Origin of the sequence: Paraburkholderia suaedae (assembly GCF_040812055.1) — a bacterium.
GTDB lineage: Bacteria > Pseudomonadota > Gammaproteobacteria > Burkholderiales > Burkholderiaceae > Paraburkholderia.
Map to the genome: position 1 here is coordinate 106824 of NZ_JBFOAH010000001.1, position 26937 is coordinate 133760.

Consider the following 26937-nt stretch of genomic DNA (forward strand, 5'->3'; position numbering starts at 1 on the left):
GAAGCTGCCGCGGTCGTGCGTCGCCCGCGTCGTCTGTCCAAAGAGCGTTCCTCTACATCCAGGAGACGAGCATGTCCGCTGTACCCGACGAAGTCATGAAATATGTCGCCGCCGAAAAAGACGACGATCCCCAGGAAACCGGTGAGTGGCTAGAAGCGCTGGATGGCGTGATTTCTGCTGTCGGCCCGGACCGTGCCCACTACCTGATCGAGAAACAGATCGAATTCGCGCGTGTGCACGGCGAACATCTGCCGTTCTCCGCCAATACGCCGTACATCAACACGATTCCGGTCGCGCGCCAGGCGAAGATCCCCGGCGACCAGGACATCGAACACCGCATCCGCTCGTACACCCGCTGGAACGCTATCGCGATGGTGCTGCGCGCGGGCAAGCACACGAACGTCGGCGGCCACATCGCGTCGTTCGCTTCGGCGGCCACGCTGTACGACGTGGGCTACAACCATTTCTGGCATGCGCCGTCGGCCGAACATGGCGGCGATCTCGTGTTCGTGCAGGGCCACTCGTCGCCGGGCGTCTACTCCCGCGCGTTCCTGCTCGGCCGCCTGACCGAAAGCCAGCTCGACAATTTCCGCCAGGAAGTGGGCGGCGAGGGCATTTCGTCGTACCCGCACCCGTGGCTGATGCCGGACTTCTGGCAGTTCCCGACCGTGTCGATGGGCCTCGGTCCGATCATGGCGATCTACCAGGCCCGCTTCATGAAGTACATGCAGGCGCGCGGCATCGCGAAGACCGACGGCCGCAAGGTGTGGGCGTTCCTCGGCGACGGTGAGACCGACGAGCCCGAATCGCTCGGCGCGATCGGCATGGCCGGCCGCGAACGCCTCGACAACCTGGTGTTCGTGATCAACTGCAACCTGCAGCGTCTGGACGGCCCGGTGCGCGGCAACGGCAAGATCATCCAGGAACTCGAAAGCGAATTCCGCGGTGCGGGCTGGAACGTGATCAAGGTCATCTGGGGCAGCCGCTGGGATGCGCTGTTCCAGCGCGACAAGTCGGGCGCGCTGATGCGCCGGATGATGGACGTGGTCGACGGCGAGTATCAGACCTACAAGTCGGAGTCGGGCGCGTTCGTGCGCGAGCATTTCTTCAACACGCCGGAGCTGAAGGCGTTGGTCGCCGAATGGTCCGACGAGGAGATCTGGAATCTGAATCGCGGCGGCCACGATCCGCACAAGATTTACGCTGCGTTCCAGGAAGCGTCGAATTCGAAGGGCCAGCCAACCGTCATCCTCGCGAAGACGATTAAAGGCTACGGCATGGGCGAAGCCGGCCAGGCGATGAACATCACCCACCAGCAGAAGAAACTGCACGTGGATCAGCTGAAGAAATTCCGCGACCAGTTCCGTCTGCCGATCGCCGACGAAGATATCGTCAACGTGCCGTACCTGAAGTTCGAAGAAGGTTCGAAGGAACTCGAGTACATGCGCGCGCGCCGCCAGGAGCTTGGCGGCTATCTGCCGGCGCGCCGTCAGAAGGCGGAGTCGCTGCCGGTGCCGGAACTGTCGGCATTCGAGCCGCTGTTGAAGGGCACGGGCGAAGGCCGCGAAATTTCCACCACGATGGCGTTCGTGCGGATTCTGAACATCCTCCTCAAAGACAAGGCGCTCGGCAAACGCATCGTGCCGATCGTGCCGGACGAGTCGCGTACGTTCGGCATGGAAGGCCTGTTCCGCCAGATCGGTATCTGGAACCAGGACGGCCAGAAGTACGTGCCGGAAGATTCCGACCAGCTGATGTTCTACCGTGAGTCGGAAACCGGGCAGATCCTGCAGGAGGGCATCAACGAAGCCGGCGGCATGGCCGACTGGATCGCCGCCGCGACGTCGTACTCGACGCACGGCGAGATCATGATCCCGTTCTACATCTTCTACTCGATGTTCGGCTTCCAGCGTATCGGCGACCTCGCATGGGCGGCGGGCGACATGCGCTCGCGCGGCTTCCTGCTGGGCGGCACCGCCGGCCGCACGACGCTCAACGGCGAAGGTCTGCAACACGAAGACGGCCACTCGCTGCTGTGGGCCGCGTCGGTGCCGAACTGCATCAGCTATGACCCGACCTTCGGTTACGAACTTGCGGTCATCATGCAGGACGGTCTGCGCCGCATGGTGGCCAACCAGGAAGACGTGTACTACTACGTCACGGTGATGAACGAGAACTACGAGCACCCGGCCATGCCGCAGGGCGATGCCGTAGCGGCCGACATCATCAAGGGCATGTACTCGTTCCGCAAGGCCGAGGCCGACAAGAAGGCGCCGCGCGTTCAACTGATGGGCGCGGGCACGATCTTCAACGAAGTGATCGCCGCGGCCGAGCTGCTGAAGAACGACTGGGGCGTCGCCGCTGACCTCTGGAGCGTGCCGAGCTTCACCGAACTCGCGCGCGAAGGCCACGAAGTGCAGCGCTGGAACCTGCTGCACCCGAGCGAAGAAAAGAAGCTCTCGCACGTCGAAAAGCTGCTCAAGGACGCACGCGGTCCGGTCATCGCATCGACCGACTACGTGCGCGCGCTGACCGAGCAGATCCGCGCGTTCGTGCCGCAGAAGTTCGTCGTGCTGGGCACGGACGGCTATGGCCGTTCGGACACGCGCGAGAAGCTGCGCCATTTCTTCGAAGTCGACCGCTACTGGGTCACGGTTGCCGCGTTGAATGCACTCGCAGACGAGGGCACGATCGAACGCAAGGTCGTCGCCGAGGCGCTCAAGAAATACAACCTTGATCCCGCCAAACCCAACCCGATGACCGTCTAAGGCATCATTCCCCGTGTGCCATGGCGTGCGAGCCCGCCTCTGATCGACAGAGGCCGGGCGCGTGCGCGGCCCAGGAGACACTAACAATGAGTCAAGCGATCGAAGTCAAGGTGCCGGACATCGGCGATTACAAGGACATCCCTGTGATCGAGGTGCTGGTCAAGGCGGGTGACACCGTCGAGAAAGAGCAATCGCTCGTCACGCTGGAGTCCGACAAAGCGACCATGGACGTGCCGAGTTCGGCCGCCGGCGTCGTCAAGGAAGTGAAGGTCAAGGTCGGCGACAACGTGTCGGAAGGTTCGCTGATCGTCGTGCTGGATGGCGCGGCGGCCGGCGCGGCCGCTGCGGCGCCGTCGCCCGCGCCTGCAGCGGCTCCCGCACCTGCGCCGGCTGCCGCACCTGCCCCCGCGCCGGCTCCGGCTCCGGCTCCGGCTGCCGCGCCTGCTGCGGGCGGCGGCGGTCTGCAGGAAGTCAAAGTGCCGGATATCGGCGACTACAAAGACATTCCCGTGATCGAAGTCGCGGTGAAGGTCGGCGATCGCGTCGAAAAAGAGCAGTCGCTGGTGACGCTCGAATCCGACAAGGCGACCATGGACGTGCCGAGCTCGGCCGCCGGCGTCGTCAAGGAAGTGAAGGTCAAGGTCGGCGATACCGTGTCGGAAGGTTCGGTGATCGTCGTGGTGGAAGCCGAAGGCGGCGCGGCCGCCCCGGCTCCCGCGCCCGCCGCGAAGCACGCACCGGCCGAAGCGCCGTCCGACGCACCGGCGGCGCCGTCGCCCGCACCGGCGGCTCCGTCGGCACTCGCTCAAGCGCCGCTGATTCCGGCCGGCGAAGGCGGCACGCGTCGTCCGAGTCATGCGTCGCCGTCGGTGCGCAAGTTCGCGCGCGAACTCGGCGTCGACGTGACGCAAGTGCAGGGCACTGGTCCGAAGGGCCGTATTACGCAAGCCGACGTGACCGCGTTCATCAAGGGCGTGATGACCGGCCAGCGCGCGGCGCCCGCAGGTGCGGCAGCACCGGCAGCGGGCGGCGGCGAGCTCAACCTGCTGCCATGGCCGAAAGTCGACTTCACGAAGTTCGGTCCGGTCGATCCGAAGCCGCTGTCGCGCATCAAGAAGATCTCGGGCGCGAACCTGCATCGCAACTGGGTCATGATCCCGCACGTCACGAACAACGACGAAGCGGACATCACCGAACTCGAAGCGCTGCGCGTGCAGTTGAACAAGGAAAACGAAAAAGCCGGCGTCAAGATCACGATGCTTGCGTTCGTGATCAAGGCCGTGGTGTCGGCCCTGAAAAAATTCCCCACCTTCAACGCCAGCCTCGACGGTGACAACCTCGTGTTCAAGCAGTACTACCACGTGGGTTTTGCCGCGGATACGCCAAACGGTCTGGTGGTCCCGGTGATTCGCGATGCGGACAAGAAGGGTCTGGTCGAGATTGCGAAGGAAATGACCGATCTGTCGAAGGCCGCGCGCGAAGGCAAGCTCAAGCCCGATCAGATGCAAGGCGGCTGCTTCTCGATTTCGTCGCTCGGCGGCATTGGCGGCACTAACTTCACGCCGATCATCAACGCGCCCGAAGTCGCGATTCTCGGCCTGTCGCGCGGTGCGATGAAGCCGGTGTGGGACGGCAAGCAGTTCGTGCCGCGCCTGACGCTGCCGCTGTCGCTGTCCTATGACCATCGCGTGATCGACGGGGCAGAAGCAGCACGCTTTAATGCCTACCTGAGTGCGATTCTTGCCGATTTCCGGCGTGTGATTCTTTGATGTGGTGATGGCGCGGGCCGCGGGCTTTTTCGTCTGCGACCCGCGTCAGTCTGTCGAACCTGCTTTCTGGTCGGTGTATTCGGTGTCGCCCCCGTGCGGTGCGGCACTCACTTTTCTTCGTACCGCACGGGCATTTCCTGCCGGGCGTCTTCCAGAGAAAAGTAGCAAAAGAGAGGCGCGTCCTCGGGCGGACTGCAAACGATGATTCCGTCCGTCCCAAGGGTGCCTGTTTCGCCGGCTATTGCAGATGCTCCGCTCATCACGATCAACAAGAGAAGGGGACACCATGAGTCTCGTCGAAGTAAAAGTACCGGACATCGGTGACTTCAAGGACGTCGATGTCATCGAAGTCAACATCAAGCCGGGTGATGCGATCGAAAAAGAACAGTCGCTGCTGACACTCGAATCCGATAAGGCTTCCATGGAAGTGCCGAGCGATACCGCGGGCACCGTCAAGGAAGTCCGCATCAAGCCCGGCGACAAGGTTTCGCAAGGCACGGTCATCGCGCTCGTCGAAACGGCGGCGGACGCGGCGCCCGCCACAGAGGAGCCGAAGGAAGCTGCAAAAGCGCCAGCGCCAGCTGCGGCTCCTGCCGCGCCCAAGGCTGCGGCGCCGGCTCCGCAAGCCGGCAGTTTTTCCGGCAGCGCGGATATCGAGTGTGACATGCTCGTGCTCGGTTCGGGCCCTGGCGGTTATTCGGCCGCGTTCCGTTCGGCCGACCTCGGCATGAAGACAGTGCTGGTCGAGCGTTATTCCACGCTCGGCGGCGTGTGTCTGAACGTCGGCTGTATTCCGTCGAAGGCGCTGCTGCACACCGCGCTCGTGATGGACGAAGCGGAAGCGCTCGGCGCGCACGGCATCACGTTCGCAAAACCGCAGATCGATCTCGACAAGCTGCGCGAGTTCAAGTCGGGCGTCGTCAAGAAGCTCACCGGTGGTCTCGCCGGCATGGCCAAGATGCGCAAGGTCGAAGTCGTGACCGGCACCGGCTCGTTCGTCGATCCGTATCACATGGAAGTGCAGACCGAAGGCGGCAAGAAGGTCGTCAAGTTCAAGCAGGCGATCATCGCGGCCGGCTCGGAAGCGGTGAAGCTGCCGTTCATTCCGGAAGATCCGCGCGTGGTCGATTCGACCGGAGCGCTCGAATTGCGGCAAATTCCGCAGCGCATGCTGGTGATCGGCGGTGGCATCATCGGCCTGGAAATGGCGACGGTGTACGCGACGCTCGGTGCAAAGATCGACGTCGTCGAAATGCTCGACGTCCTCATGGCCGGCGCGGACCGCGATCTGGTCAAGGTCTGGGACAAGTACAACGGCAAGCGTTTCGCCAACGTCATGCTGAAGACCAAAACCACCGCGGCAGAAGCGAAAGACGACGGCATCTACGTGTCCTTCGAAGGCGAGAAGGCGCCGCCCGAAGCGCAGCGCTACGACCTCGTGCTGGTTGCAGTCGGCCGTACGCCGAATGGCAACAGGATCGGCGCGGACAAGGCCGGTGTGGCGGTGACGGATCGTGGCTTCATCGACGTCGACAAGCAGATGCGCACCAACGTGCCACACATCTTCGCGATCGGCGATATCGTCGGTCAGCCGATGCTCGCGCACAAGGCGGTGCACGAAGCCCACGTCGCCGCGGAAGTCGCGCATGGCGAGAAGGCATACTTCGACGCGCTGCAGATCCCGTCGGTGGCCTACACCGATCCGGAAGTGGCGTGGGCCGGCAAGACCGAAGACCAGTTGAAGGCCGAGGGCGTCAAGTACGGCAAGGCGGTGTTCCCGTGGGCCGCTTCGGGCCGGGCGATCGCCAACGGCCGCGACGAAGGCTTCACGAAGCTGCTGTTCGACGAGGAAACGCATCGCGTGATCGGCGGAGGGATCGTCGGTCTGAATGCGGGCGACCTGATTAGCGAAGTGTGTCTCGCCATCGAAATGGGCGCGGATGCAACGGATATCGGCAAGACCATTCATCCGCATCCGACGCTCGGCGAATCGATCGGCATGGCCGCCGAGTTGTACGAAGGCGTCTGTACCGATTTGCCGCCGCAAAAGAAGAAGTAACCCGCCGCTCGTTCAGGCCGTCCGCTTGCGGCGGTCTGCGCGAAGCAAATAAAAACAGCGCGTCCTGTGAAGGGCGCGCTGTTTTTTTTGGGGCTCGGGCAGGGCCGGCAAGCGGACGTACGGCCAAAAAAATCCCGGCCTCGGGCCGGGGAAACGATACGTTGTTCAACGTATCGGAGCGTTCCGCCCATCAAACCGTGGGAACGGCGACGGCGCGACGCCGTTGCTTGCGATAACGCCGGCTAGCGGGTGTGCTGAGCCGGCGTGGCGTGCTGCGTTGAAGCGAAGCGTGAAGCTTAGACCGGCTTCTTGGTCGAGCGCGATGCCTGGGCAGCGGCTTGCGAAGCTGCCTTCGATGCGGCCGTAGCGGCTGCATTGAAATTGCTTTCAGCGATCTCGACGGCTTGACGGGTTGCCTTGTGAACTGTTTCGTACGTGGTGTTGGCGGCGGTGATCGCCGACTTCATTACGGCCACTGCGGTTTCGGAACCGGCCGGCGCGTTCTTCGCGACGTTTTCGACGAGCGACTGGACCTTGCGGTTTTGCTCTTCGAATTGCGCTTCAGCGACGCGAGTGAATTCACCTTGCGTTGCCGAGAGGATTTCATACACGTGGCGGCCATACGACAGCGCCTTTTCAGCCACTGGCTGCGCGAGGCTGGCCTGCAGCGCCAGCAATTCCTGCGCGTCCTTCACCGACAAAGCGCGCTGGGCATTTTCCTGGCTTTCCGCGAGGGTCGACTTCACGACTTGCAGGTTCAGCTCAACCAGCTTTTCGACGCCTTCAAATGCTTTGGTCGTCAGGCCGAACAGCGTTTCGAAGTTGGCTTTCTGGGCTGCGGCGAATTGCTCAGGGGTCAGCAGAGTCATGTTTACGCTCCTGGGTAGCGGTCTGTCTGTGCGGACCGCATTGGGTGGGTGGCGAGACGCGTGAGGTGGTCTCCCCGGACCGCGATGTTTTGTGCATCGCAGCAATGGTTCCCATTTTAAGATGCGCGCCGCCAATGTCAAGTAGTTTTTGTGCATCGCACAATGTTAAGAAATTACCTGATAAAACATGGGCTTATGCAGTAAGCATGAGGTGCGCACGAGGAAGGTGGATTCATCTCCGACCTTCGAAAGAGTGCGGAAAAACTCGCGCGGAGCGGCCGTTTGCGCAGTAGCTTTTACCGAGATCATCGCGTTTAGGCGCTTCGTATTCTGCCCGTCTCGAAAAAGATCGCGCGTTTGCCGCTTTCGTGTAAACCGCGAACTGTCACGGAACGTTAATGGCGTAGGCCGGTCGAACGCGCGTCGGCGCAGTGCAGCAGACTCTTAAGAGTAGCCGCAATGCGCGACGTGTTCGTCGGCGGTGCGGCACCTGCCCCATGCCGACGGTGTTTCCCCTATCAAGCTTGTCTCGAACTTGCCGTTATGCTGCAGGAATCCTTGGGTTTCCGTAGAGGGCGGCAACAGAGACGCACTGCGCGTCGATCGATTTCGAGCGGCGCGCCGCACTTTCCGTTTTGGCAACACCGGAGCTAACAAGGCGGTTTAACGAGCGCTCATAAGTGCTTAAAATTGCTAATTTTTCGTTGTTTTACTACACTTGCGGAAAACTCTCGCCGCTCCCTACCGCACACCCCATGAAAACCGACATGTTTTCGTCGCTAAAAGTGATCCACGGCGCGGCTCGCAGCACCGCGCTGTCGGTGGCCGCCTCGCTGGTCGTCGCGGCCGCCTTTGCCGCGCCCGTCGGCACTTTTGCCGCCACGCACGCTGCACCTGAAAGAACGTCCAGACACGCAAAAGCCACTAAGGCCGCGAAGAAACCGGTCGTGGCCAACGAATCGACCCGGTCGGCGAAGGCCGGCAAAGGCGCGAGCGCGAAAGCCGTGGCCGCCGTCGACGACGAGGCGCCGCACGCCGGCATCAAGCGTAAGCGCGTGAGTTTCACGTCGAACGGCCGGCATCACTCCGTGATGCGCCGCATCGCATTCGAGCCGCGCCAGCCGAGCGTCGGGCAGGCTTTCGGCCTGCATGAAACGCCGGACGCGCTGATGCTGCGCTCAAGCGTGGCTTATGTGATCGACCAGAACACCGGCGAGTCGCTGTTCGACAAAAATTCGCGCGCCGTGGTGCCCATCGCGTCGATCACCAAGCTGATGACGGCGATGGTGGTGCTCGATTCGAAAGAGCCGATGACCGACCAGATCGAAGTCACGGACGAAGATCGCGACTACGAGAAGAACACGGGCTCGCGGCTGTCGGTGGGCTCGGTGCTCTCTCGTGAAGACATGCTGCACATCGCGCTGATGGCCTCCGAAAACCGTGCCGCGGCAGCGCTGTCGCGGTACTTCCCGGGTGGCCGCCCGGCGTTTCTCGCGGCGATGAACGCCAAGGCCAGGCAACTCGGCATGAGCGACACGCACTTCGAGAATCCGACGGGTTTGACGAGCCAGAACGTGTCGAGCGCGCGCGACCTCGTGAAGATGGTCAACGCGGCGTACCAGTATCCGTTGATTCGCCGGTTCTCGACCGACCACAGCTACGAGGTGTACACCGGCAAGCGTACGCTGGCGTACAACAGCACGAACGCGCTGGTGCGCAACCCGACGTGGGACATCGGCCTGCAGAAGACGGGGTTCATCAACGAAGCGGGGGAGTGCCTCGTGATGCAGGCGACGATTCACGGCCGTCCGATGATCATGGTGCTGCTCGATTCGTCGGGTAAGTACTCGCGTTTCGCCGACGCTTCGCGTTTGCGCACGTGGCTGGACAACGGCGGCGAGCAGGCGCGGATCACAAGCGCGGACGCCGGCGGTCCCGGCACCTGACGCGGTTTCGCGGCCTGGCGCTTCTTTGCGCGCCGGCCGGTTGGAAAAAAGCCTCGCGAACAACATGCGAGGCTTTTTTTATGCCAATGACGGATCGCCGGACGCCGGCAGAAAAGTCGCCGTGGTCCTAGCTTTGCTGACCGTACCCGTGGTCAGGCGGCGCCTTCGGCCGATAGCCGAGCGATTCCGAAATCATCAGCGCCGTCTGGCTGACCTGCCCGAGCCACGAGTCCTGCAAACGGTCCGCGGGCGCGGACAACGACAGCCCGGCGACCAGCTTGCCGGTGTCGTCGTAGATTCCCGCGGCAATACAGCGAACACCGAGTTCGAGTTCCTCGTTGTCGCGCGCGCAAGCCTGCTGACGCACGTGCGACAGTTCGCGCTCGAGCTTGGTCAGGTCGGTGATGCTGTTCTGCGTGTGTCCCGACAGGCCGGTGCGCGTGGCGTAAGCCCGCACGCGGGCCGATTCGTCGGCGGCGAGGAACAGCTTGCCCACCGAGGTCAGATGCAACGGCGCCCGTCCGCCGATGGCCCGCACCACCTGCATGCCGGAGCGTTCGGAGTAGGCCCGTTCGATGTAGACGATCTCGTCGCCCTGGCGCACGGACAGATTCACCGTCTGGCCGGTCTGGCGGTGCAGTTCGCGCATCGGCGTGAGCGCCGCGTCGCGGACCGACAGGCGCGCCTTCACCAGATTGCCCAGTTCGAGCAGGCGCATGCCGAGACGGTAAGTGCCGGGGTCCGAGCGGTCGACCAGCCGGCACATCACCATATCGTTCAGGATGCGGTGCGCGGTGGACGGATGCAGCTCCGTGCGGATGGCGAGTTCTTTCAGGCTGACCGGGTCGCTATGCGCCGCGAGGGCATCCAGCAGGCGCATCATGCGTTCGATCACCTGGATCGAAGTTTTTGGATCCGGGTTCGTTTCGCTCATGGGGGGAATCGGTGGCGCGTCAAACAGCGGAAATTGATTGTATCTCGTATCGTGAAAAAAGCGAACGCGCTTCGAAGCCTGCATCAATTGGATTTCGCGTTCGTGTCTTATGCCTTCTGGCCGTTGGTACTGTGCGCGAAACAGCGGATAATCAGGGACGTTTTCCCGAAGGAGGGCTCATGCGAGTCGGATTGTTCGTCACCTGCCTGATCGACCTGATGCGCCCCGAGATCGGTTTTTCGGTCATCAAGCTGATCGAAGGCGCCGGTTTCCAGGTGGTGGTGCCGCCGGCGCAGACGTGCTGCGGGCAGCCGGCGTACAACTCGGGCGAGCGGCGCATCGCGCGCGACCTCGCCGAAAAAGCCCTGCGCGAGTTCGAACAGTTCGACTACGTGGTCGTGCCGTCGGGGTCGTGCGGCGGCATGATTCGCGCGCACTACGGCGACCTGTTTGCCGACGATCCCGAGCTGATGAACCGTTTCGGACGATTGCGCGCGAAGGTGTTCGAGCTGACCGATTTCCTCGTGAATGTGGCCAGGGTGCAATTGCAGCCGGGCGAATTCTCGGGCCAGGGGCAGGTGACATACCACGACGCTTGCGCCGGGTTGCGCGAACTCGGTGTCAAAAGTCAGCCGCGCGCGTTGCTTGCGCAAGTGGGCGTCGCCGTGAAGGAGATGAAGGACTGTGAGCATTGCTGCGGATTCGGCGGCACGTTCGCGATCAAGTACGGCGACATTTCGACGGCGATCGTCGACGAGAAATGCGCGAATATCAGTGCGAGCGGCACGGGGACGGTGGTGCTGGGCGATCTTGGCTGCATGCTCAACATCGAAGGCCGTCTGCGGCGTACCGGAGACTTGACGACCCGCGTGCTGCACATCGCACAGGTGCTGGCCGGCGACGTGTGACGCATCGGGCGGTGATCACGCGTCAGCTCGCACGACCGGCGCGGCTCGTCGACGCTAGCGGTTTCGCACATTCCGTTTCTCACGGTCCGTTTCGCGCGTTTCGTTTCGCACATTGCGTTTCGCGCTTTCCGTTTCGCACTTTCCGTTTCGATATGCATAAGGCCGCCATGCAAGTTCAATCGATGCAGTTCAAAGCTCGCGCTGGTCAGAAACTCGCCGACCAGCGTTTGCAGCAGAACCTGACCAAGCTGTCCACCAAGTTCGTGTCGGCCCGAGCCACCGCGATGACCGCCATCGACTTTCCGGCGACCCGCGCCGCGCTGAAGGAACGTCGCAATCGCGCGCTCGAGAATCTCGACGTGTGGCTTGAATGCTTCGAGCGTGAGGCCACCCGGCGCGGCGTGACGGTGCTGTTTGCCGAAACGACGCAGGATGCCGCGCGGATCGTCGGGGACATTGCGCGCAAGCACGATGTCAAAAAGGTGATCAAGACCAAGTCGATGGTCACCGAGGAAATGCGTCTGAACGAAGTGCTGGGGCAGATGGGCGTGCAGTCGATCGAAACCGATCTCGGCGAATACATTCTGCAGATCAACGACAATGAGCCGCCGAGCCACATCATCGCGCCGGTCGTCCACAAAGATAAGGACGAGATCGCCGATCTTTTCGCGAAGACACATGGCCGGCCACGTCTGAGCGCCATTACCGAGATGACGCGCGAAGCGCGCGAGGTGCTGCGGCCGCACTTCCTGAACGCGGACATGGGTGTGACCGGCGGCAACTTCGTCGTCGCGGAAACGGGCTCGGTCGTGCTCGTCACGAACGAGGGTAACGAAGGCATGTGCACGGTCATGCCGCGCGTGCACGTGGCCGTGACCGGCATCGAGAAAGTGCTGCCGACGCTCGAAGACCTGGCGACGGCGATGCGACTCTTGCCGCGCTCGGCGACCGGGCAGGCAACGTCAAACTATTTTTCCGTGCTGACCGGACCGCGCGGTGCGGGCGATCAGGATGGTCCCGAGCATATGTATGTGGTGCTGGTCGACGGCGGGCGCACGGGGCTGATCGGCGGCGATTTTCAGGCGATGCTCCGGTGCATTCGATGCGGTGCGTGCATGAACCATTGCCCGGTTTATCAGAAGGTCGGCGGCCATGCGTATGGTTGGGTCTATCCCGGGCCCATGGGGTCGGTGTTGACGCCAAGCTATGTTGGGATTGACAAGGCGCTGGATTTGCCGCAGGCCGCAACGCTGTGCGGGGAGTGCAATAGCGTTTGCCCCGTGGGGATTCCGCTCTCCGATCTGTTGCGCAAGCTGAGGGAAAAACAGGTCGAGCGGCGTCTGCGGCCCTGGAGGGAACGCTTGGGTCTTGCCTTGTGGGGTTTTCTCGCGCTCCACCCGGATGCTTATGCGCTCGTTACCAGACTGGCCGTGCGGGTGCTCGAACGGATGGGTGGACGCCGCCGTTCCATCGCCAGGCTGCCACTGGGCGGCGCCGGCTGGACCGACACGCGCGATATGCCGGCGCCGGTCGGCCGCACGTTCAGGGAATTGTATGCCGCGCAGCGCAGCCATATCGGCTGACGCGCACGGCAGCATTGGCACCTTGAGGTAGCTTTGCAGCTCGAGCCGGTCGCCTCAATCGCTCTCTCAAGCAAGCGAGGCCGAAGGAGCGACGCGCGACACTGCGCAGAGCCTCAAACGTCGTCGCGGACGGTAACACGCTGCGGTCCCGCGAAAGTGCCGGCGCTAGAGCGGAACAAGCGACTCAATGGTAAGTCGCCTCGCCAGTGTGGTGACCGGATCCACCTCTCACCTGGTCACCGCCTCCACGGCCTCCACCGCCTCCACCGCCTCCACCGCCTCCGGCGCTATTGCCGCGTCCGCCAGCCCCAGCCTGCGGCGGCGATGGCGATGGCGGGGGACCGCCTGCAGCCGGGTGGGGAGCATTGGAACCGCTGGGTCCGCGCGGGCCGCCGAGCGCGCCCTGAGCGGGCGGCCCACCGTTGGGCGGCCCATGCCGCCCACCGTTGGCGCCGCCACCGTCATGGTTGCCTTCGTTGCCGTGGTTTGGTCGGCCGTGGTCGGGGTAGCCTCGATATCCCGGTCCCGGTCCGTAATAGCGGCCCGGACCGCCGTCGTAGCCCGGAGCCGAATAATTGCCATACTCCATGTAGACATTCGTTTGCGGTACGACGGGACCGCCGGGCGGGTATCCGTAGCCGTCATACGGGCCGTAACCGTTGCCATACATGGGCGTGCCGTCGGGGTATACCGCACAGCCGCCAAGTAAAGCGGCGAGGAACAGACCAGCCAGTGGTGCAAAGCGCTTCATTTCAAGGACCCGTGCGTGAGGATTACTTTTATAAGACCGCTATTATCCCCATCCGTCAGCGCGTTTTTGTATGTGTTTGTAAGGATTTCTTTTTCGTGCCTGCCCGTCGGAAAGCAAAGCGGCAGGACCGCGCGTCGACTGTTCCGCTTTGGGCAACGGTCTATCGCGCGACGGCGGCTTTTTCGTGATTGTGATTTCCTATAGGATTCGGACTTGGCATAGTGGGTCACGAGCTCATGCGCCCCTATCTGGAAAACGACCTCATGAAAAAGACAATATCGGTGCACTGGCTCTTCGCCATACTTGTGCCGCTTGCGGCACTCGCCTATCTGTACATAAGCGGCAATGCCGCCGCTCACGCGCCGCAGGCCCGTCTCGATGCCGATCAACTCACCGCCGAACTGGCGCACGCGGTCTCGTATGGCATGATCGACGCCGCCGCAGGCCTCCCGCCCAAGCCAATCCGCGCGGCTACCGCGCTGCCTCTGGCGCAAGCGTCCTAACGGTGGGAGCGCGGGGCGGGAGACCACCAGGCGGCCAGCACCTGCCGCCTTTGCCGGGAACCCCCGGAGACTGCGCTGTGGCGCGTGGCGGCGCGAGAGCGGCCTCCGGCAAGAAGGGGCCTTGCTTTGTATAATCGCGGCACCGTTTGCCAACCGTCAGTCTCACCGTCGCGCAACAGCGCCTGAACTCCAGATGAAAACCGTGTCCGTCTGTTTCGTGTGCCTCGGGAACATCTGCCGTTCGCCGACTGCGGAGGGCGTGATGCGGCATCTCGTCGAACAGGAGGCGCTATCGCAGCGCATTCTGATCGACTCGGCTGGCACGGGCGACTGGCACATCGGCTGCGCGCCCGACGAACGCGCGCAGCATGCAGCCGCACAGCGCGGCTACCCACTCTCCGGGCTGCGTGGTCGGCAGATCGACGCAGCCGACTTCGAGCGCTTCGACCTTCTGATCGCGATGGACGACAAGAACGTCGCCGCACTACGGCAGATGTGCCCGCCGCCGATGCGCGACAAAATCCGCCTGCTGATGGAGTTCCTGCCGAAAGACGACAGCCGTTGGGGCGGCACGCGAGAAGTCGCCGATCCTTACTTCGGCGGAATAGAAGGTTTCGAGCAGGTGCTGGATCAATGCGAAGCCGCTTGCCGCGGTCTGATCGTCGCGTTGCGGGCGCAAGTGCTCGCATAGCTGCCGCGGGTACGCCCCTTGCGCGCTCAGCTATTAAGCAAATCCCTCAAAAATGCGGGGCGTATACTTGACTAAATCGCTCATGTATTTATACTTGACCAAACTTGTCGAGAATAGCGGTTCCCACACCATATGAGACTCACCACGAAAGGCCGTTTCGCCGTCACGGCGATGATTGACCTGGCGCTGCGCCAGGAGCAGGGCCCGGTGACGCTTGCAGGTATCAGCCAGCGCCAGCATATCTCCCTGTCCTATCTCGAGCAGCTGTTTGGCAAGCTGCGTCGTCACGAAATCGTCGAGTCCGTACGCGGGCCGGGCGGCGGCTACAATCTGGCGCGCCGTGCCGAAGACGTCACGGTGGCCGACATCATCATCGCGGTGGACGAGCCGCTCGACGCCACCCAGTGCGGCGGCAAAGGTTCGTGCGAAGGCACCAAGCAGCACGACGGCCACTGCATGACGCATGAACTGTGGTCGACGCTGAACCAGAAAATGGTCGAATACCTCGACTCGGTATCACTGAAAGACCTGGTCGATCAGCAGCGCTCGCGCGAAGGCACCCCGACGGTATTGCGCGACAGGCGCAATGAAGCGCCCCCGGTCGAGCCGGTGCGGGCGGCGCCGAAAGGGCCCAATTCCGTTTTCAACATGGCCGGTTCCTGATGCGCGGCATGACCTGCTCGCCGCAGTCTGACAGAGAACCCGGAAGCCAGAGCACACGACGTCCCCGGAGCAATTGATGAACAACGACTCTCTCCATCTGCCCATCTACATGGACTACAGCGCCACGACCCCGGTCGATCCGCGCGTGGTGGACAAGATGATTCCGTATCTGCGCGAGCAGTTCGGCAACCCCGCATCGCGCAGTCATTCGTATGGCTGGGCGGCGGAGCGCGCGGTCGAGGAAGCGCGTGAGAACGTCGCCGCACTGGTGAACGCCGACCCGCGCGAGATCATCTGGACCTCGGGCGCAACGGAGTCGGACAACCTTGCGATCAAGGGCGCGGCGCACTTCTACAAGAGCAAAGGCAAGCACGTCGTCACGGTGAAGACGGAGCACAAGGCCGTGCTCGACACCTGCCGCGAACTCGAACGCGAAGGCTTCGAGGTCACGTACCTGGACGTCAAGGACGACGGTCTGATCGACCTCGAGAAGTTCAAGGCCGCGCTGCGTCCGGACACGATCCTGGTGTCGGTCATGTCGGTGAACAACGAAATCGGCGTGATCCAGGACATCGAGGCGATCGGCGAGATCACCCGCGCAAAGGGCATCATTTTCCACGTCGACGCGGCGCAATCCACCGGCAAGATCGACATTGACCTGCAAAAGCTGAATGTCGACCTGATGTCGTTCTCGGCGCACAAGACGTACGGTCCAAAGGGTATCGGCGCCCTGTACGTGCGTCGCAAGCCGCGTGTCCGTATCGAGGCGCAGATGCACGGCGGCGGGCATGAGCGCGGCATGCGCTCCGGCACGCTGGCTACCCACCAGATCGTCGGCATGGGCGAAGCGTTCCGCATCGCGCGCGAAGAAATGGCGACGGAGAACGAGCGCATCCGCATGCTGCGCGACCGTCTGCTCGCCGGCCTGTCGCAAATGGAAGAGGTATACGTGAACGGCAACATGGAAAAGCGTGTGCCGCACAACCTGAACATCAGCTTCAACTTCGTCGAAGGCGAGTCGCTGATCATGGCGGTGAAGGACGTGGCGGTGTCGTCGGGCTCGGCGTGTACGTCGGCGTCGCTGGAGCCGTCGTACGTGCTGCGCGCACTGGGCCGCAACGACGAGCTCGCGCACAGCTCGATCCGCTTCACGGTGGGCCGCTTCACGACCGAGCAGGATGTCGACTACGTGATCAACCTGCTCAAGAGCAAGATTTCGAAGCTGCGCGACCTGTCGCCGCTGTGGGAAATGCATCAGGACGGGATTGATATTTCGACCATCCAGTGGGCAGCGCACTGACGCGTCGTCTGGGCGGCGCCGAATTCATCGAATTGCAGGTTGAAACGAATCAAGGAGTGTAATCATGGCTTATAGCGACAAGGTTCTGGACCACTACGAAAACCCGCGCAACGTCGGTTCCTTCGCGAAGGACGACGATGCAGTCGGCACGGGCATGGTCGGCGCGCCCGCCTGCGGCGACGTGATGAAGCTGCAGATCCGCGTGGGCGCGGACGGCGTCATCGAAGACGCGAAGTTCAAGACGTATGGCTGCGGTTCGGCGATCGCGTCGAGCTCGCTCGTCACCGAATGGGTGAAGGGCAAGACGCTCGACCAGGCAATGTCGATCAAGAACACGCAGATTGCCGAAGAACTGGCGCTGCCGCCGGTGAAGATCCACTGCTCGATCCTCGCGGAAGACGCGATCAAGGCAGCGGTCGCCGACTACAAGCAGCGTCACGGCGCAGCGGTGGTCGAAGGCGACAAGCAGCACGCCTGAGCGCGCGCGTGAATGGAAGCGGACGGCGCGGTATTGGAGCGCCGCCCGGCATGGGCGATATTCGATGCAGACAGGGTAGCAGTGCGCGGGCCGTCAAAAGGGTGATCGACACCCGGTTCACGCTTACGCACTGCGCAATGAGAAATGCTATGGCAATTACGTTGACCGAAAAGGCAGCACAACACGTCCAGAAGTATCTGAGCCGTCGCGGCAAAGGTGTCGGACTGCGCGTCGGCGTGCGCACCACCGGTTGCTCCGGCTTGGCGTACAAGCTCGAGTACGTGGACGAACTCGCGCCCGAAGACGAAGTATTCGAATGCAACGGCGTGAAGATCATTGTGGACCCGAAGAGTCTCGCGTATATCGACGGCACGCAACTCGACTTCGCGCGTGAAGGGCTGAACGAAGGCTTCAAGTTCAACAACCCGAACGTGAAGGACGAATGCGGCTGCGGCGAGTCGTTCCGCGTGTAGGTTCGAGGTATTCCGCGTGCAGCGGATCAAAGGCGGCGCGGGCCGCCTTTTTAGTTTGATCCGCGTTTTCGAACTTCGCGCCGTCTTTTTTGACCCGCACTCCCGTGCGCTTTCCTGAACGGACCCGTTCTATCCGATGACCTCGCTGAAAGACAGCCACTTCGACCTGTTCGATCTGCCGGCGCAATTCGCGCTCGACACGGCAACGCTCGAGCACGCGTACCGCACAGTACAGGCGCAAGTGCATCCGGACCGCTTCGCGGCCGCCGGCGACGCGCAAAAGCGCATCGCCATGCAATGGGCGACGCGCACCAACGAGGCGTATCAGACGCTGCGCGACCCGCTCAGGCGCGCGCGGTATCTGCTGTCGCTGCGCGGCATCGACGTGGATGCGGAGAACAACACGGCGATGGAGCCCGCGTTCCTGATGCAGCAGATGGAATGGCGCGAGAGCATCGAAGATGCCGCCGCGGCGAAGAACGTCGACGCGCTCGACGCCCTGCTCGCCGAACTGCGCGACGAAGAACGCATGCGTTTCGACAAGCTCGGCGCGTTGCTCGACAGCGGCGCGAACCAGGCGGCGGGCGAGGCGGTGCGACAGTTGATGTTCATCGAGCGGGTCGCGTCGGAGATCGGCGCGCAGATCGAGCGGCTCGAGAGTTAGCGTTTTTAGCGCGGCGCGCGTCGTCGGCATCAGGCAAGCAGCCGGGAGCCAGCAGCCGTAGCATTACATCCAGCAACGCGAAAAATTCAGGACGGGGCGCAGCCGCCCCGACAAGATCCAGATGGCCTTACTGCAAATCTCCGAACCCGGCATGGCGCCGGCGCCGCACCAGCGGCGTCTGGCAGTCGGCATTGATCTCGGCACCACCAACTCCCTCGTCGCCGCGGTGCGCAGCGGCGTGCCCGATGTGCTGCCCGACGCGGACGGCCATGTGCTGCTGCCGTCGGTGGTGCGGTACCTGGAAAAGGGCGGCCGCCGTATCGGCCGCCATGCAAAGGCCGAAGCCGCGAGCGACCCGCGCAACACCATCGTCTCGGTCAAGCGCTTCATGGGCCGGGGCAAGGCGGAAGTGGAGGGCGCCGAGAACGCGCCTTACGATTTCATCGACGCGCCCGGCATGGTTCAGATCCGCACCGTCGACGGCGTGAAGAGCCCGGTCGAAGTATCGGCCGAAATCCTCGCGACGCTGCGCCAGCGCGCCGAAGACACGCTTGGCGACGAGCTGGTTGGCGCGGTGATCACGGTGCCGGCTTATTTCGACGAAGCACAGCGCCAGGCGACCAAAGACGCCGCGCGTCTGGCCGGCCTGAACGTGTTGCGCTTGCTCAACGAACCGACCGCGGCCGCCATCGCCTATGGCCTCGACAATGGTTCCGAGGGGCTCTACGCGGTATATGACCTGGGCGGCGGCACCTTCGACCTGTCGATTCTCAAGCTCACCAAGGGCGTGTTCGAGGTGCTTGCGGCGGGCGGCGATTCCGCGCTCGGCGGCGACGATTTCGATCACGCGCTGTATCGCCATGTGCTGGAACAGGCAGGCATCGCGCCGCAAACGCTCGCGGCGGAAGACGTGCGTCTGCTGCTCGACAGCGTGCGCGAGGTCAAGGAGGCGTTGTCGAGCGCGCCCGAGGCTATCCTCGCGGCCACGCTCTCGAACGGCACCAGGCTCGATCTGACGATCACTGAAGCCACTTTCGAAGCGATCACTCAGGCGCTGGTCCAGCGCACGCTCGGCCCGACCCGAAAGGCGCTGCGCGACGCCAAAGTGACGACGCAGGAAATCAAGGGCGTGGTGTTGGTGGGCGGCGCGACGCGCATGCCGGTGATCCGCCGCGCGGTCGAGGCGTTCTTCGGCCAGCCGCCGCTCATCAATCTCGATCCGGATCAGGTGGTCGCGCTCGGCGCCGCGATCCAGGCCGATCTGCTTGCCGGCAACCGCGGCGCGGACGGTGACGACTGGCTGCTGCTCGACGTGATCCCGCTATCGCTCGGCGTGGAGACGATGGGCGGACTCACCGAGAAGATCATCCCGCGCAACTCGACGATCCCGGTCGCGCGTGCGCAGGATTTCACGACGTTCAAGGACGGTCAGACCGCGATGGCGATTCACGTCGTGCAAGGCGAGCGCGAGCTCGTGAGCGACTGCCGTTCGCTCGCCCGCTTCGAGCTGCGCGGCATTCCTCCGATGGCCGCGGGCGCCGCGCGCATCCGCGTGACCTATCAGGTGGATGCCGACGGTCTGCTGTCGGTGTTCGCGCGCGAGCAGGGCTCGGGCGTGGAAGCGTCGGTGGTGGTCAAGCCGTCGTACGGTCTGGCCGACGACGACATCGCCCGCATGCTCGAAGACAGCTTCTCGACCGCCGAAGTCGACATGCGCGCGCGCGCGTTGCGCGAGGCGCAGGTCGAAGCGCGGCGTCTGGTGGAAGCTACCGACGCGGCGCTCGCCGCCGACGCCGAATTGCTCGACGACAGCGAGCGCGCTGCGCTCGACGCGCAGCTCGCCACTCTGCGCAGCGTCGCCCAAAGCGACGACTCCGATGCGATCGAAGCCGCCACCAAAGCGCTTGCCGAAGGCACCGACGAATTCGCCGCGCGCCGCATGAACAAGGGCATTCGCCGCGCGCTGGCCGGCCGCAAGCTCGACGAGATCTGAGCGCGGCGCGCCTGCCGGTGCCCCGGCCCCTGGACTCGAGCGCGCCGTGTGGACTTAAAAAAGTCCCCACGGCGCCAGTAAAATCGTGCGGAGCCCCTTGGGCGCCGCGCTGCAGACCCAAACGGAAAATGTATGCCTCAAATCGTTGTGCTGCCCCACGTCGAATTGTGCCCGGAAGGCGCCGTGATCGACGCCGTGCCCGGCAAGAGCATTTGCGACAATCTGCTCGATAACGGCGTCGAAATCGAGCATGCGTGCGAGAAGTCCTGCGCGTGTACGACCTGTCACGTGATCGTGCGTGAGGGTTTCGCCGCCTTGACGCCGTCCGAGGAAGACGAGGACGATCTGCTGGACAAGGCATGGGGGCTCGAGCCGGCCTCGCGCCTGTCGTGCCAGGCGATCATGCCCGCAGAGCAGGACCTGGTCGTCGAAATCCCGCGTTATTCGATCAATCACGCGAAGGAAAATCACTAAAAGGAGGATGCAGCCATGAAGTGGACCGACACGCAAGACATCGCGATGGCTCTGACCGACAAGCACCAGGACATCGATCCACAGCAGGTGCGCTTCACCGATCTGCACCGTTGGGTCACGGAGCTTGAAGGGTTCGACGACGATCCCAACCGGTCGAACGAAAAGATCCTCGAAGCGATCCAGGCTGCATGGATTGAAGACGCGGATTATTAAAACGCGTCCCTGTTCCCCGTTTGCCGGCTGCGAGGGGCAAAAGAACAAGGCGATTCCACTGCATGGAATCGCCTTTTTTAACGCTCGTGCAACGCCGTGCGGCTTGCGTCGGCCGGCGCGCTCGCGTTTGGCCTAGCGAGCGACCAGCGTGCCGTTTTCGACACGCACATGCTCGCCTTGCTGGAATGGCGGCGCTTCGTGGTACGTGAAGTAGCGCGTCTTGCCGTTCTCCATCCGCACGCGCACCGAGTATGAGGTCGAGCTGCGCAAATGCTTTTCGACCGAATTGCCGGCAAGCCCGCCGCCGAGCGCGCCGAGCAGCGTCATCGCCGTGCGGCCGCCGCCGGAGCCGAACTGATTGCCGACCACGCCCCCGGCCACCGCGCCGCCCACCGCGCCGATCCCCGTGCCGTGACCCTCTTGATGCACTGCCGAGATAGCGACGATCGTGCCGCACGTCGAGCAGTACGCCGGTTCAGGTGCCGGCCCTTGCGCGTACTGCGGTGCGGCTTGCGCTGGCTGCTGCCGGGCGAGTGGTGGCTGTTGCGATGTCGGCGCTGGGGCGGGTGCCGGCTGCGGCGGCGCGGCTTGTTGCAACTGCTGCGGTTGACGGGCGACGGGTTGTTGCTCTGCTGCGCCGTTCACAGGTGCGGCCGAATCGACAACCGGAGGTTGGGCCTGTTGCTGTGCGGTGACTTGCGCCGCCTGGGTGTGACCGCTCTGCGCGTCCGTTCCCGACGCCCTCGAAAACAGACCGGTGACAGCGGCCGTGCCCGCGAGACTCGCGACGATCACTGCGCCCGCCGCGGCAGCGATCAGCGGATGAAGTCGGCGCGGCTGCGAAGGTGGGGTATTGCGACCGTCCATGTCGACCTCCGTCTATGGCAGAGTGGACTGTAGTTGAGACTCAATGGCCCGTGATTTGATCCCCACAGCGTGTCAATTTGTAACCGCTGCGCGGAAGGCCGGGCGGCCTCGCCCTGGCAACGACCGCGCGACGCCTTGGCTTGTGCGCGGTTCGAAGCGCTGGCCCAAAGTGACCCGCCGACCGACGTAACCCGTTTTTACCGATGGTTACAAATGGTCGTGCGGCACCAACGTCGTCTTCCATACGCCCCAAGACAAAACGCCCGGCAGCGAGCCGGGCGTTTGCTTTCACGCGAACCGCGCAGCGATCAGTCTTCGCGGCGCAGATGCGGGAACAGGATCACGTCGCGGATGCTCGGGCTGTCGGTCAGCATCATCACCAATCGGTCGATGCCGATCCCGCAACCCCCGGCCGGCGGCATGCCGTATTCGAGCGCGCGGATGTAGTCGGCGTCGTAGAACATCGCTTCTTCGTCGCCGGCGTCTTTCTGGTCGACCTGCTTCTTGAAGCGGGCGGCCTGATCTTCAGGATCGTTCAGCTCGGAGAAACCGTTGGCAATTTCGCGACCCGTGATGAACAGCTCGAAACGCTCCGTGATGCCGTCGACCTTGTCCGATGCGCGCGCGAGCGGCGACACCTCGATCGGGTAGTCGATGATGTAGGTCGGCTCCCACAATTGCGACTCGGCGGTCTCCTCGAACAGCGCGAGTTGCAGCGAGCCCACGCCCGCATTCAGGAACTGCGGCTGCTGCGCATCGACACCGAACTTTTTCAGCTCGGTGCGCAGAAACGCGCTGTCCGCCAGCTGCTCGCTGGTGTACTGCGGCGCGTACTTCTGGATCGCCTGGGTGATGGTCAGCCGGTGAAACGGCTTGGCAAGATCGAGTTCGCGGCCCTGATAGCTGATCGTGGCCGTGCCCAATGCCTCTATCGCGGCCTGGCGGATCAGCCGCTCGGTGAAATCCATCAGCCACTTGTAATCGGTGTATGCCGCGTAGAACTCGATCATCGTGAATTCCGGATTGTGGCGCACTGACACGCCCTCATTGCGGAAATTCCGGTTGATCTCGAACACACGCTCGAAGCCGCCGACCACCAGCCGCTTCAGATACAGCTCCGGCGCGATACGCAGGAACATCTGCATGTCGAGCGCGTTGTGATGCGTGGTGAACGGCTTGGCCGCGGCGCCGCCCGGAATGGGGTGCAGCATCGGGGTTTCGACTTCCATGAAACCGGCGTCGGCCATGAACTTGCGGATCGACGAAATGGCCTTGGTGCGCGCGACGAAGGTCTTGCGCGTCTCGGGTGTGACGATCAGGTCCACATAGCGCTGGCGATACTTCATCTCCTGGTCCGACAGGCCGTGGAACTTGTCCGGCAGCGGACGCAGCGACTTGGACAGCAGACGCAGTTCGGTGCAGCGCACCGACAGCTCGCCCTTGTTGGTGCGAAACAGCACGCCCCGCGCCGCGACGATGTCGCCCATGTCCCATTTCTTGAACGCGTCGTACGTTTGCTGACCGACGTCGGCCGGCGTGATGAAGAACTGGATTTGACCCGAGCCGTCGCGCACGGTCGCGAAGCTCGCCTTGCCCATCACGCGCTTGAGCATCATGCGGCCGGCGATCGCGACTTCCAGCGGATTCGCTTCGAGTGCTTCCTTGTCGGCGTGCTCGTATTCTTGCTGTAGCTCTTCGGCGTGGTGCGTGGGGCGGAAGTCGTTCGGATAGGCGACGCCTTGTTCACGCAACTCGCGCAGCTTTTCGCGGCGTTCGGCGATGATCTTGTTGTCGTCCAGTTCAGGCGCCGGAATGGGCTGGGCCGCAATGGGCCGGGTCGGTTCAGTCATGATGATTTGGTATTCGGTGGCCCGCCGCGGAGTGCTCCGCGGGCGGGAGGCCAGTCAGTGTAAAAACCTCAGGCGGTATCGGGGAACGGCGAAGAAGCGGCCAACAATCAGCCACCAGCAGCCAACCAGCAGCGAAGCTGCGGCGCAGCGCTGGCTGGCCGCGCCGGGGAGGCTCAAACGCCCTGTTTCAGGCTGGCGCTGATGAACGGATCCAGGTCGCCGTCGAGCACGCTCTTGGTGTTGCTGATTTCGACGTTGGTGCGTAAATCTTTGATACGGCTGTTGTCCAGCACGTAGGAGCGAATCTGATGACCCCAGCCGACATCGGTCTTGCCGGCTTCGAGCTTGTCCTGCTCGGCCTGACGCTTGCGGATTTCGGCTTCGTACAGGCGTGACTTCAGCATGGCCATCGCTTCGGCGCGGTTGCGGTGCTGCGAGCGGTCGTTCTGGCATTGCACGACGATGCCCGACGGCAGGTGCGTGATGCGCACCGCGGAGTCGGTCTTGTTAATGTGCTGACCGCCCGCGCCGGAGGCGCGGTAGGTGTCGATGCGCAGGTCGGCCGGGTTGATGTCCACTTCGATGGAGTCGTCGACCTCCGGGTACACGAACACCGACGAGAACGACGTATGACGACCGCCCGACGAGTCGAACGGCGACTTGCGCACGAGCCGGTGCACGCCGGTCTCGGTGCGCAGAAAGCCGTAAGCGTATTCGCCTTCGATCTTGATGGTGGCGTTCTTGATGCCCGCCACGTCGCCGTCGGTCTGCTCCAGCACTTCGGTCTTGAAGCCCTTGCGCTCGCAGTAGCGCAGATACTGGCGCAGCAGCATCGACGCCCAATCGCACGCTTCGGTGCCGCCGGCGCCGGCCTGAATGTCGAGGAACGCGTTGTTCGGGTCGGCCGGGTTCGCGAACATCCGGCGAAATTCCATGTCGGCCACGCGCGCTTCCAGCGCTTGCGCATCGGCTTCACAGGCGAGCAGCGTTTCGTCGTCGCCTTCTTCGCGGGCCATCTCGAACAGGTCTTGCGCGTCGCGCAGATCGTTATGCAGCGACGTGAGCTTGCCGACGGTGTCGTCGAGCAGCTTCTTTTCCCGGCCGAGCGCCTGGGCGTGCTTCGAGTCGTTCCAGACGTCCGGGTCTTCGAGTTCCCGGTTGACTTCGATCAGACGCAGTGCTTTGTCGTCGTAGTCAAAGATACCCCCGTAGGTCGGCCGCGCGCGTGCGCAGGTCCGCCAGAGAGGCTTCGATCGCGTTGAGACGTTCCGCTTCCATGTCGATCTTTCAGAGCTTCGTAAAAGGGGGAAATTATAGCCGATCGGCGCGGCCAGCCGGAGGCTCTCGAGCGCTGCGGCGCCGGTTCGGACTTGATTGTGCGGAGCTTTTCGACGCTCGACGCAGGCGCGCCGTGCGCTCGCCAGTTCGGCCAGCCGCTTTAGCTCACCGCATGCTCGACGATCAACTGCACCCGCGAGACGCCGTTCCACGTGTCGCTCGCCAGCCGGTAAGCGACAGTGGTGCGCGCGGGCAGGGTGTCGGTGTGATTGAACCAGATCGCGTTGAAGCGCTGACGGCCGCGCACCAGTTGCAGCTTCAGATGCTTGTCCTTCACGAGCGCTTGCGACGCGATGTCGAATTCGCCGGAAAACACCGGCGCCGGAAAGCCCTGGCCCCAAACGGCCGCGTCGAGCATTTCGACGAATTGCGGTGTGAAGTACGCGTCCTCGAGTTCGCCGTCGGTTTCCACGGTGCGCGACAGGGCGTCCGCCGACAGCCACTCGCGGCCAACTGCTTCGAACGCGGCGCTAAAGCGCGGCACGTCGGCGGCGGCGAGCGTGAGGCCGGCGGCCATCGCGTGGCCGCCGAACTTGGCGATCAGGTTGGGCTCGCGCTTTGAGATCAGATCGAGCGCGTCGCGCAGATGAAAGCCCGCTATCGAGCGGCCGGAGCCTTTGACGGTCTGGCCGCTATCGTCGGCAAGCGCGAAGGTGAACGACGGCCGGTGGAACTTCTCCTTCAGGCGTCCGGCGACGATGCCGATCACGCCCTGATGCCAGCCCGGATTGAACAGCGTGATGGTGGTCGCGCCGTCCGGGTCGATCGACGAGAGGTCGTCGAGCGCCTGTTGCTGCATGCCCGCTTCGATCTCGCGGCGTTCGCGGTTCATCGCGTCGAGCTGCTGCGCGAGTTCCCACGCGCGGCCGATGTCGTCGGTGGTCAGGCATTCGATCCCGAGCGACATGTCCGACAGGCGTCCCGCTGCGTTGAGCCGGGGCCCGAGCGCGAAGCCGAGGTCGAAGCCCGACGCGCTGCGGGCGTCGCGTGCGGCGGCGCGAAAGAGCGCGGCGATGCCCGGCTGCATCCTGCCTTTGCGAATGCGCTGCAAACCCTGCGCGACCAGCACGCGGTTGTTGCCGTCGAGCTTGACCACGTCGGCGACCGTCCCGAGCGCGACCAGATCGAGCAGGCCGTCCAGGCGCGGTTCGGGCGACGCATCGCCGAACGCATTGCGCCGGCGCAGTTCGGCGCGCAACGCGAGCAGCACGTAGAACATCACGCCGACCCCCGCAATGCACTTGCTCGGAAACGTGCAGCCAGGCTGGTTGGGATTGACGATCGCACGGGCCGCGGGCAGTTCGTCGCCCGGCAGGTGGTGATCGGTCACGAGCACGTCGATGCCGAGTGCGTTTGCCGCCGCGACGCCATCGACGCTGGCGATGCCGTTATCGACCGTGATCAGCAGGTCGGGCTTGCCCGACGCGCCGCGCGCGGCCAGCGCGACGATCTCCGGTGTCAGACCGTAGCCGTACTCGAAGCGGTTCGGCACCAGATAGTCGATGTGCGCGCCGAACATGCGCAGCCCGCGTACCGCGACCGCGCAGGCGGTGGCGCCGTCGCAGTCATAGTCGGCGACCACCAGTATGCGGCGCTCGCGCTGAATGGCATCGGCGAGCAGCGTGGCGGCGTCTTCGCAGCCCCGCAGTGCGGCGGGCGGCACCAGCCGCGCGAGGCCGGTTTCGATTTCATCGGGCAGGCAAACGCCGCGCGCTGCGTACAGACGCGCGAGAACCGGATGCAGGCCATGGCGGGTGAGGATCTCGGCGTCGACCGGGGAGCACGTGCGCGTAACGATTCGAGTCATTCGGAAAGGCCGTGGATCAGGCGATGAGTCATTCGT

General features: G+C 63.6%; 23 protein-coding genes. 16 read left to right on the forward strand and 7 right to left on the reverse strand.

Going from position 1 to position 26937, the window contains the following annotated elements; all coding sequences use genetic code 11:
• Positions 1 to 71: 71 nt before the first annotated feature.
• From aceE to lpdA, 3 genes are all read left to right on the forward strand, one after another.
• Positions 72 to 2768 carry a pyruvate dehydrogenase (acetyl-transferring), homodimeric type gene (gene aceE / locus ABQJ48_RS00425; RefSeq protein ID WP_367835221.1) on the forward strand — a complete coding sequence of 899 codons (2697 nt, stop codon included), beginning with the start codon at positions 72 to 74 and terminating at the stop codon, positions 2766 to 2768.
• Positions 2769 to 2854: 86 nt separating this feature from the next.
• Positions 2855 to 4537 carry a dihydrolipoyllysine-residue acetyltransferase gene (gene aceF / locus ABQJ48_RS00430; protein WP_367835222.1) on the forward strand — a complete coding sequence of 561 codons (1683 nt, stop codon included), beginning with the start codon at positions 2855 to 2857 and terminating at the stop codon, positions 4535 to 4537.
• 286 nt (positions 4538 to 4823) lie between these two features.
• Positions 4824 to 6596, forward strand: a complete 1773-nt coding sequence (gene lpdA, locus ABQJ48_RS00435) for a dihydrolipoyl dehydrogenase (RefSeq protein ID WP_367835223.1) — start codon at positions 4824 to 4826, stop codon at positions 6594 to 6596.
• 296 nt (positions 6597 to 6892) lie between these two features.
• Here the strand turns inward: lpdA and ABQJ48_RS00440 are convergent, their stop codons facing one another.
• Complete coding sequence (locus tag ABQJ48_RS00440) at positions 6893 to 7465, reverse strand: phasin family protein (RefSeq protein WP_367835224.1); 573 nt, start codon at positions 7463 to 7465, stop codon at positions 6893 to 6895.
• Positions 7466 to 8220: 755 nt separating this feature from the next.
• On the opposite strand from ABQJ48_RS00440, the gene pbpG reads away from it, so the two are divergent.
• Positions 8221 to 9411: a D-alanyl-D-alanine endopeptidase gene (gene pbpG / locus ABQJ48_RS00445; protein ID WP_367835226.1), complete on the forward strand. Its 1191-nt coding sequence runs from the start codon at positions 8221 to 8223 to the stop codon at positions 9409 to 9411.
• A gap of 127 nt (positions 9412 to 9538) precedes the next feature.
• Here the strand turns inward: pbpG and ABQJ48_RS00450 are convergent, their stop codons facing one another.
• On the reverse strand, positions 9539 to 10345 hold the full coding sequence (locus ABQJ48_RS00450) for an IclR family transcriptional regulator (protein ID WP_367835227.1): 807 nt from the start codon (positions 10343 to 10345) through the stop codon (positions 9539 to 9541).
• Positions 10346 to 10524: 179 nt separating this feature from the next.
• Here ABQJ48_RS00450 and ABQJ48_RS00455 point away from each other — a divergent pair, with 179 nt between their 5' ends.
• Together ABQJ48_RS00455 and ABQJ48_RS00460 are read left to right on the forward strand one after the other, a co-directional pair.
• Positions 10525 to 11253, forward strand: a complete 729-nt coding sequence (locus ABQJ48_RS00455) for a (Fe-S)-binding protein (RefSeq protein ID WP_367835228.1) — start codon at positions 10525 to 10527, stop codon at positions 11251 to 11253.
• A gap of 167 nt (positions 11254 to 11420) precedes the next feature.
• Positions 11421 to 12836, forward strand: coding sequence for a lactate utilization protein B (locus tag ABQJ48_RS00460; protein WP_367835229.1), 1416 nt, complete (start codon positions 11421 to 11423; stop codon positions 12834 to 12836).
• A gap of 184 nt (positions 12837 to 13020) precedes the next feature.
• Here ABQJ48_RS00460 and ABQJ48_RS00465 read toward each other — a convergent pair whose 3' ends face one another.
• The gene (locus tag ABQJ48_RS00465) at positions 13021 to 13587 is read right to left on the reverse strand and encodes a hypothetical protein (RefSeq protein ID WP_367835230.1); all 567 of its coding nucleotides are present in this window, start codon (positions 13585 to 13587) and stop codon (positions 13021 to 13023) included.
• Positions 13588 to 13850: 263 nt separating this feature from the next.
• On the opposite strand from ABQJ48_RS00465, the gene ABQJ48_RS00470 reads away from it, so the two are divergent.
• The 10 genes from ABQJ48_RS00470 (at position 13851) to iscX (ending at position 21039) form a co-directional block, all read left to right on the forward strand.
• Complete coding sequence (locus ABQJ48_RS00470) at positions 13851 to 14090, forward strand: hypothetical protein (protein WP_367835232.1); 240 nt, start codon at positions 13851 to 13853, stop codon at positions 14088 to 14090.
• Positions 14091 to 14283: 193 nt separating this feature from the next.
• Positions 14284 to 14781, forward strand: coding sequence for a low molecular weight protein-tyrosine-phosphatase (locus ABQJ48_RS00475; RefSeq protein WP_367835234.1), 498 nt, complete (start codon positions 14284 to 14286; stop codon positions 14779 to 14781).
• A 132-nt stretch (positions 14782 to 14913) separates the two neighbouring features.
• The gene (gene iscR, locus ABQJ48_RS00480) at positions 14914 to 15444 is read left to right on the forward strand and encodes a Fe-S cluster assembly transcriptional regulator IscR (RefSeq protein ID WP_367835236.1); all 531 of its coding nucleotides are present in this window, start codon (positions 14914 to 14916) and stop codon (positions 15442 to 15444) included.
• 76 nt (positions 15445 to 15520) lie between these two features.
• Positions 15521 to 16744 carry an IscS subfamily cysteine desulfurase gene (locus ABQJ48_RS00485; protein WP_367835237.1) on the forward strand — a complete coding sequence of 408 codons (1224 nt, stop codon included), beginning with the start codon at positions 15521 to 15523 and terminating at the stop codon, positions 16742 to 16744.
• Positions 16745 to 16808: 64 nt separating this feature from the next.
• Entirely contained in the window at positions 16809 to 17222 is a 414-nt protein-coding gene (gene iscU / locus ABQJ48_RS00490; RefSeq protein ID WP_367835238.1) for a Fe-S cluster assembly scaffold IscU, read from the forward strand.
• A 149-nt stretch (positions 17223 to 17371) separates the two neighbouring features.
• Positions 17372 to 17695, forward strand: coding sequence for an iron-sulfur cluster assembly protein IscA (iscA, locus tag ABQJ48_RS00495; protein WP_367835239.1), 324 nt, complete (start codon positions 17372 to 17374; stop codon positions 17693 to 17695).
• 136 nt (positions 17696 to 17831) lie between these two features.
• On the forward strand, positions 17832 to 18359 hold the full coding sequence (gene hscB / locus ABQJ48_RS00500) for a Fe-S protein assembly co-chaperone HscB (protein ID WP_367835241.1): 528 nt from the start codon (positions 17832 to 17834) through the stop codon (positions 18357 to 18359).
• Between the two features lie 121 nt (positions 18360 to 18480).
• Entirely contained in the window at positions 18481 to 20352 is a 1872-nt protein-coding gene (hscA, locus tag ABQJ48_RS00505; RefSeq protein WP_367835242.1) for a Fe-S protein assembly chaperone HscA, read from the forward strand.
• A gap of 132 nt (positions 20353 to 20484) precedes the next feature.
• Positions 20485 to 20826 (forward strand): ISC system 2Fe-2S type ferredoxin, encoded by a 342-nt coding sequence (fdx, locus tag ABQJ48_RS00510; RefSeq protein WP_367835244.1) that lies wholly within the window; start codon positions 20485 to 20487, stop codon positions 20824 to 20826.
• A gap of 15 nt (positions 20827 to 20841) precedes the next feature.
• Positions 20842 to 21039 (forward strand): Fe-S cluster assembly protein IscX, encoded by a 198-nt coding sequence (iscX, locus tag ABQJ48_RS00515; protein ID WP_007181290.1) that lies wholly within the window; start codon positions 20842 to 20844, stop codon positions 21037 to 21039.
• A 132-nt stretch (positions 21040 to 21171) separates the two neighbouring features.
• Here the strand turns inward: iscX and ABQJ48_RS00520 are convergent, their stop codons facing one another.
• The 4 genes from ABQJ48_RS00520 to recJ form a co-directional block, all read right to left on the reverse strand.
• Positions 21172 to 21906, reverse strand: coding sequence for a glycine zipper 2TM domain-containing protein (locus ABQJ48_RS00520; RefSeq protein WP_367835245.1), 735 nt, complete (start codon positions 21904 to 21906; stop codon positions 21172 to 21174).
• Positions 21907 to 22214: 308 nt separating this feature from the next.
• Entirely contained in the window at positions 22215 to 23756 is a 1542-nt protein-coding gene (lysS, locus tag ABQJ48_RS00525) for a lysine--tRNA ligase (protein ID WP_367835246.1), read from the reverse strand.
• A gap of 173 nt (positions 23757 to 23929) precedes the next feature.
• A protein-coding gene (gene prfB, locus ABQJ48_RS00530) for a peptide chain release factor 2 (protein WP_367835248.1) occupies positions 23930 to 25034 on the reverse strand; the annotation gives its coding sequence in 2 pieces (ribosomal slippage) (positions 23930 to 24952 and positions 24954 to 25034; 1104 coding nt in all).
• Between the two features lie 160 nt (positions 25035 to 25194).
• Positions 25195 to 26901: a single-stranded-DNA-specific exonuclease RecJ gene (gene recJ, locus ABQJ48_RS00535; protein ID WP_367835249.1), complete on the reverse strand. Its 1707-nt coding sequence runs from the start codon at positions 26899 to 26901 to the stop codon at positions 25195 to 25197.
• Positions 26902 to 26937 lie beyond the last annotated feature (36 nt).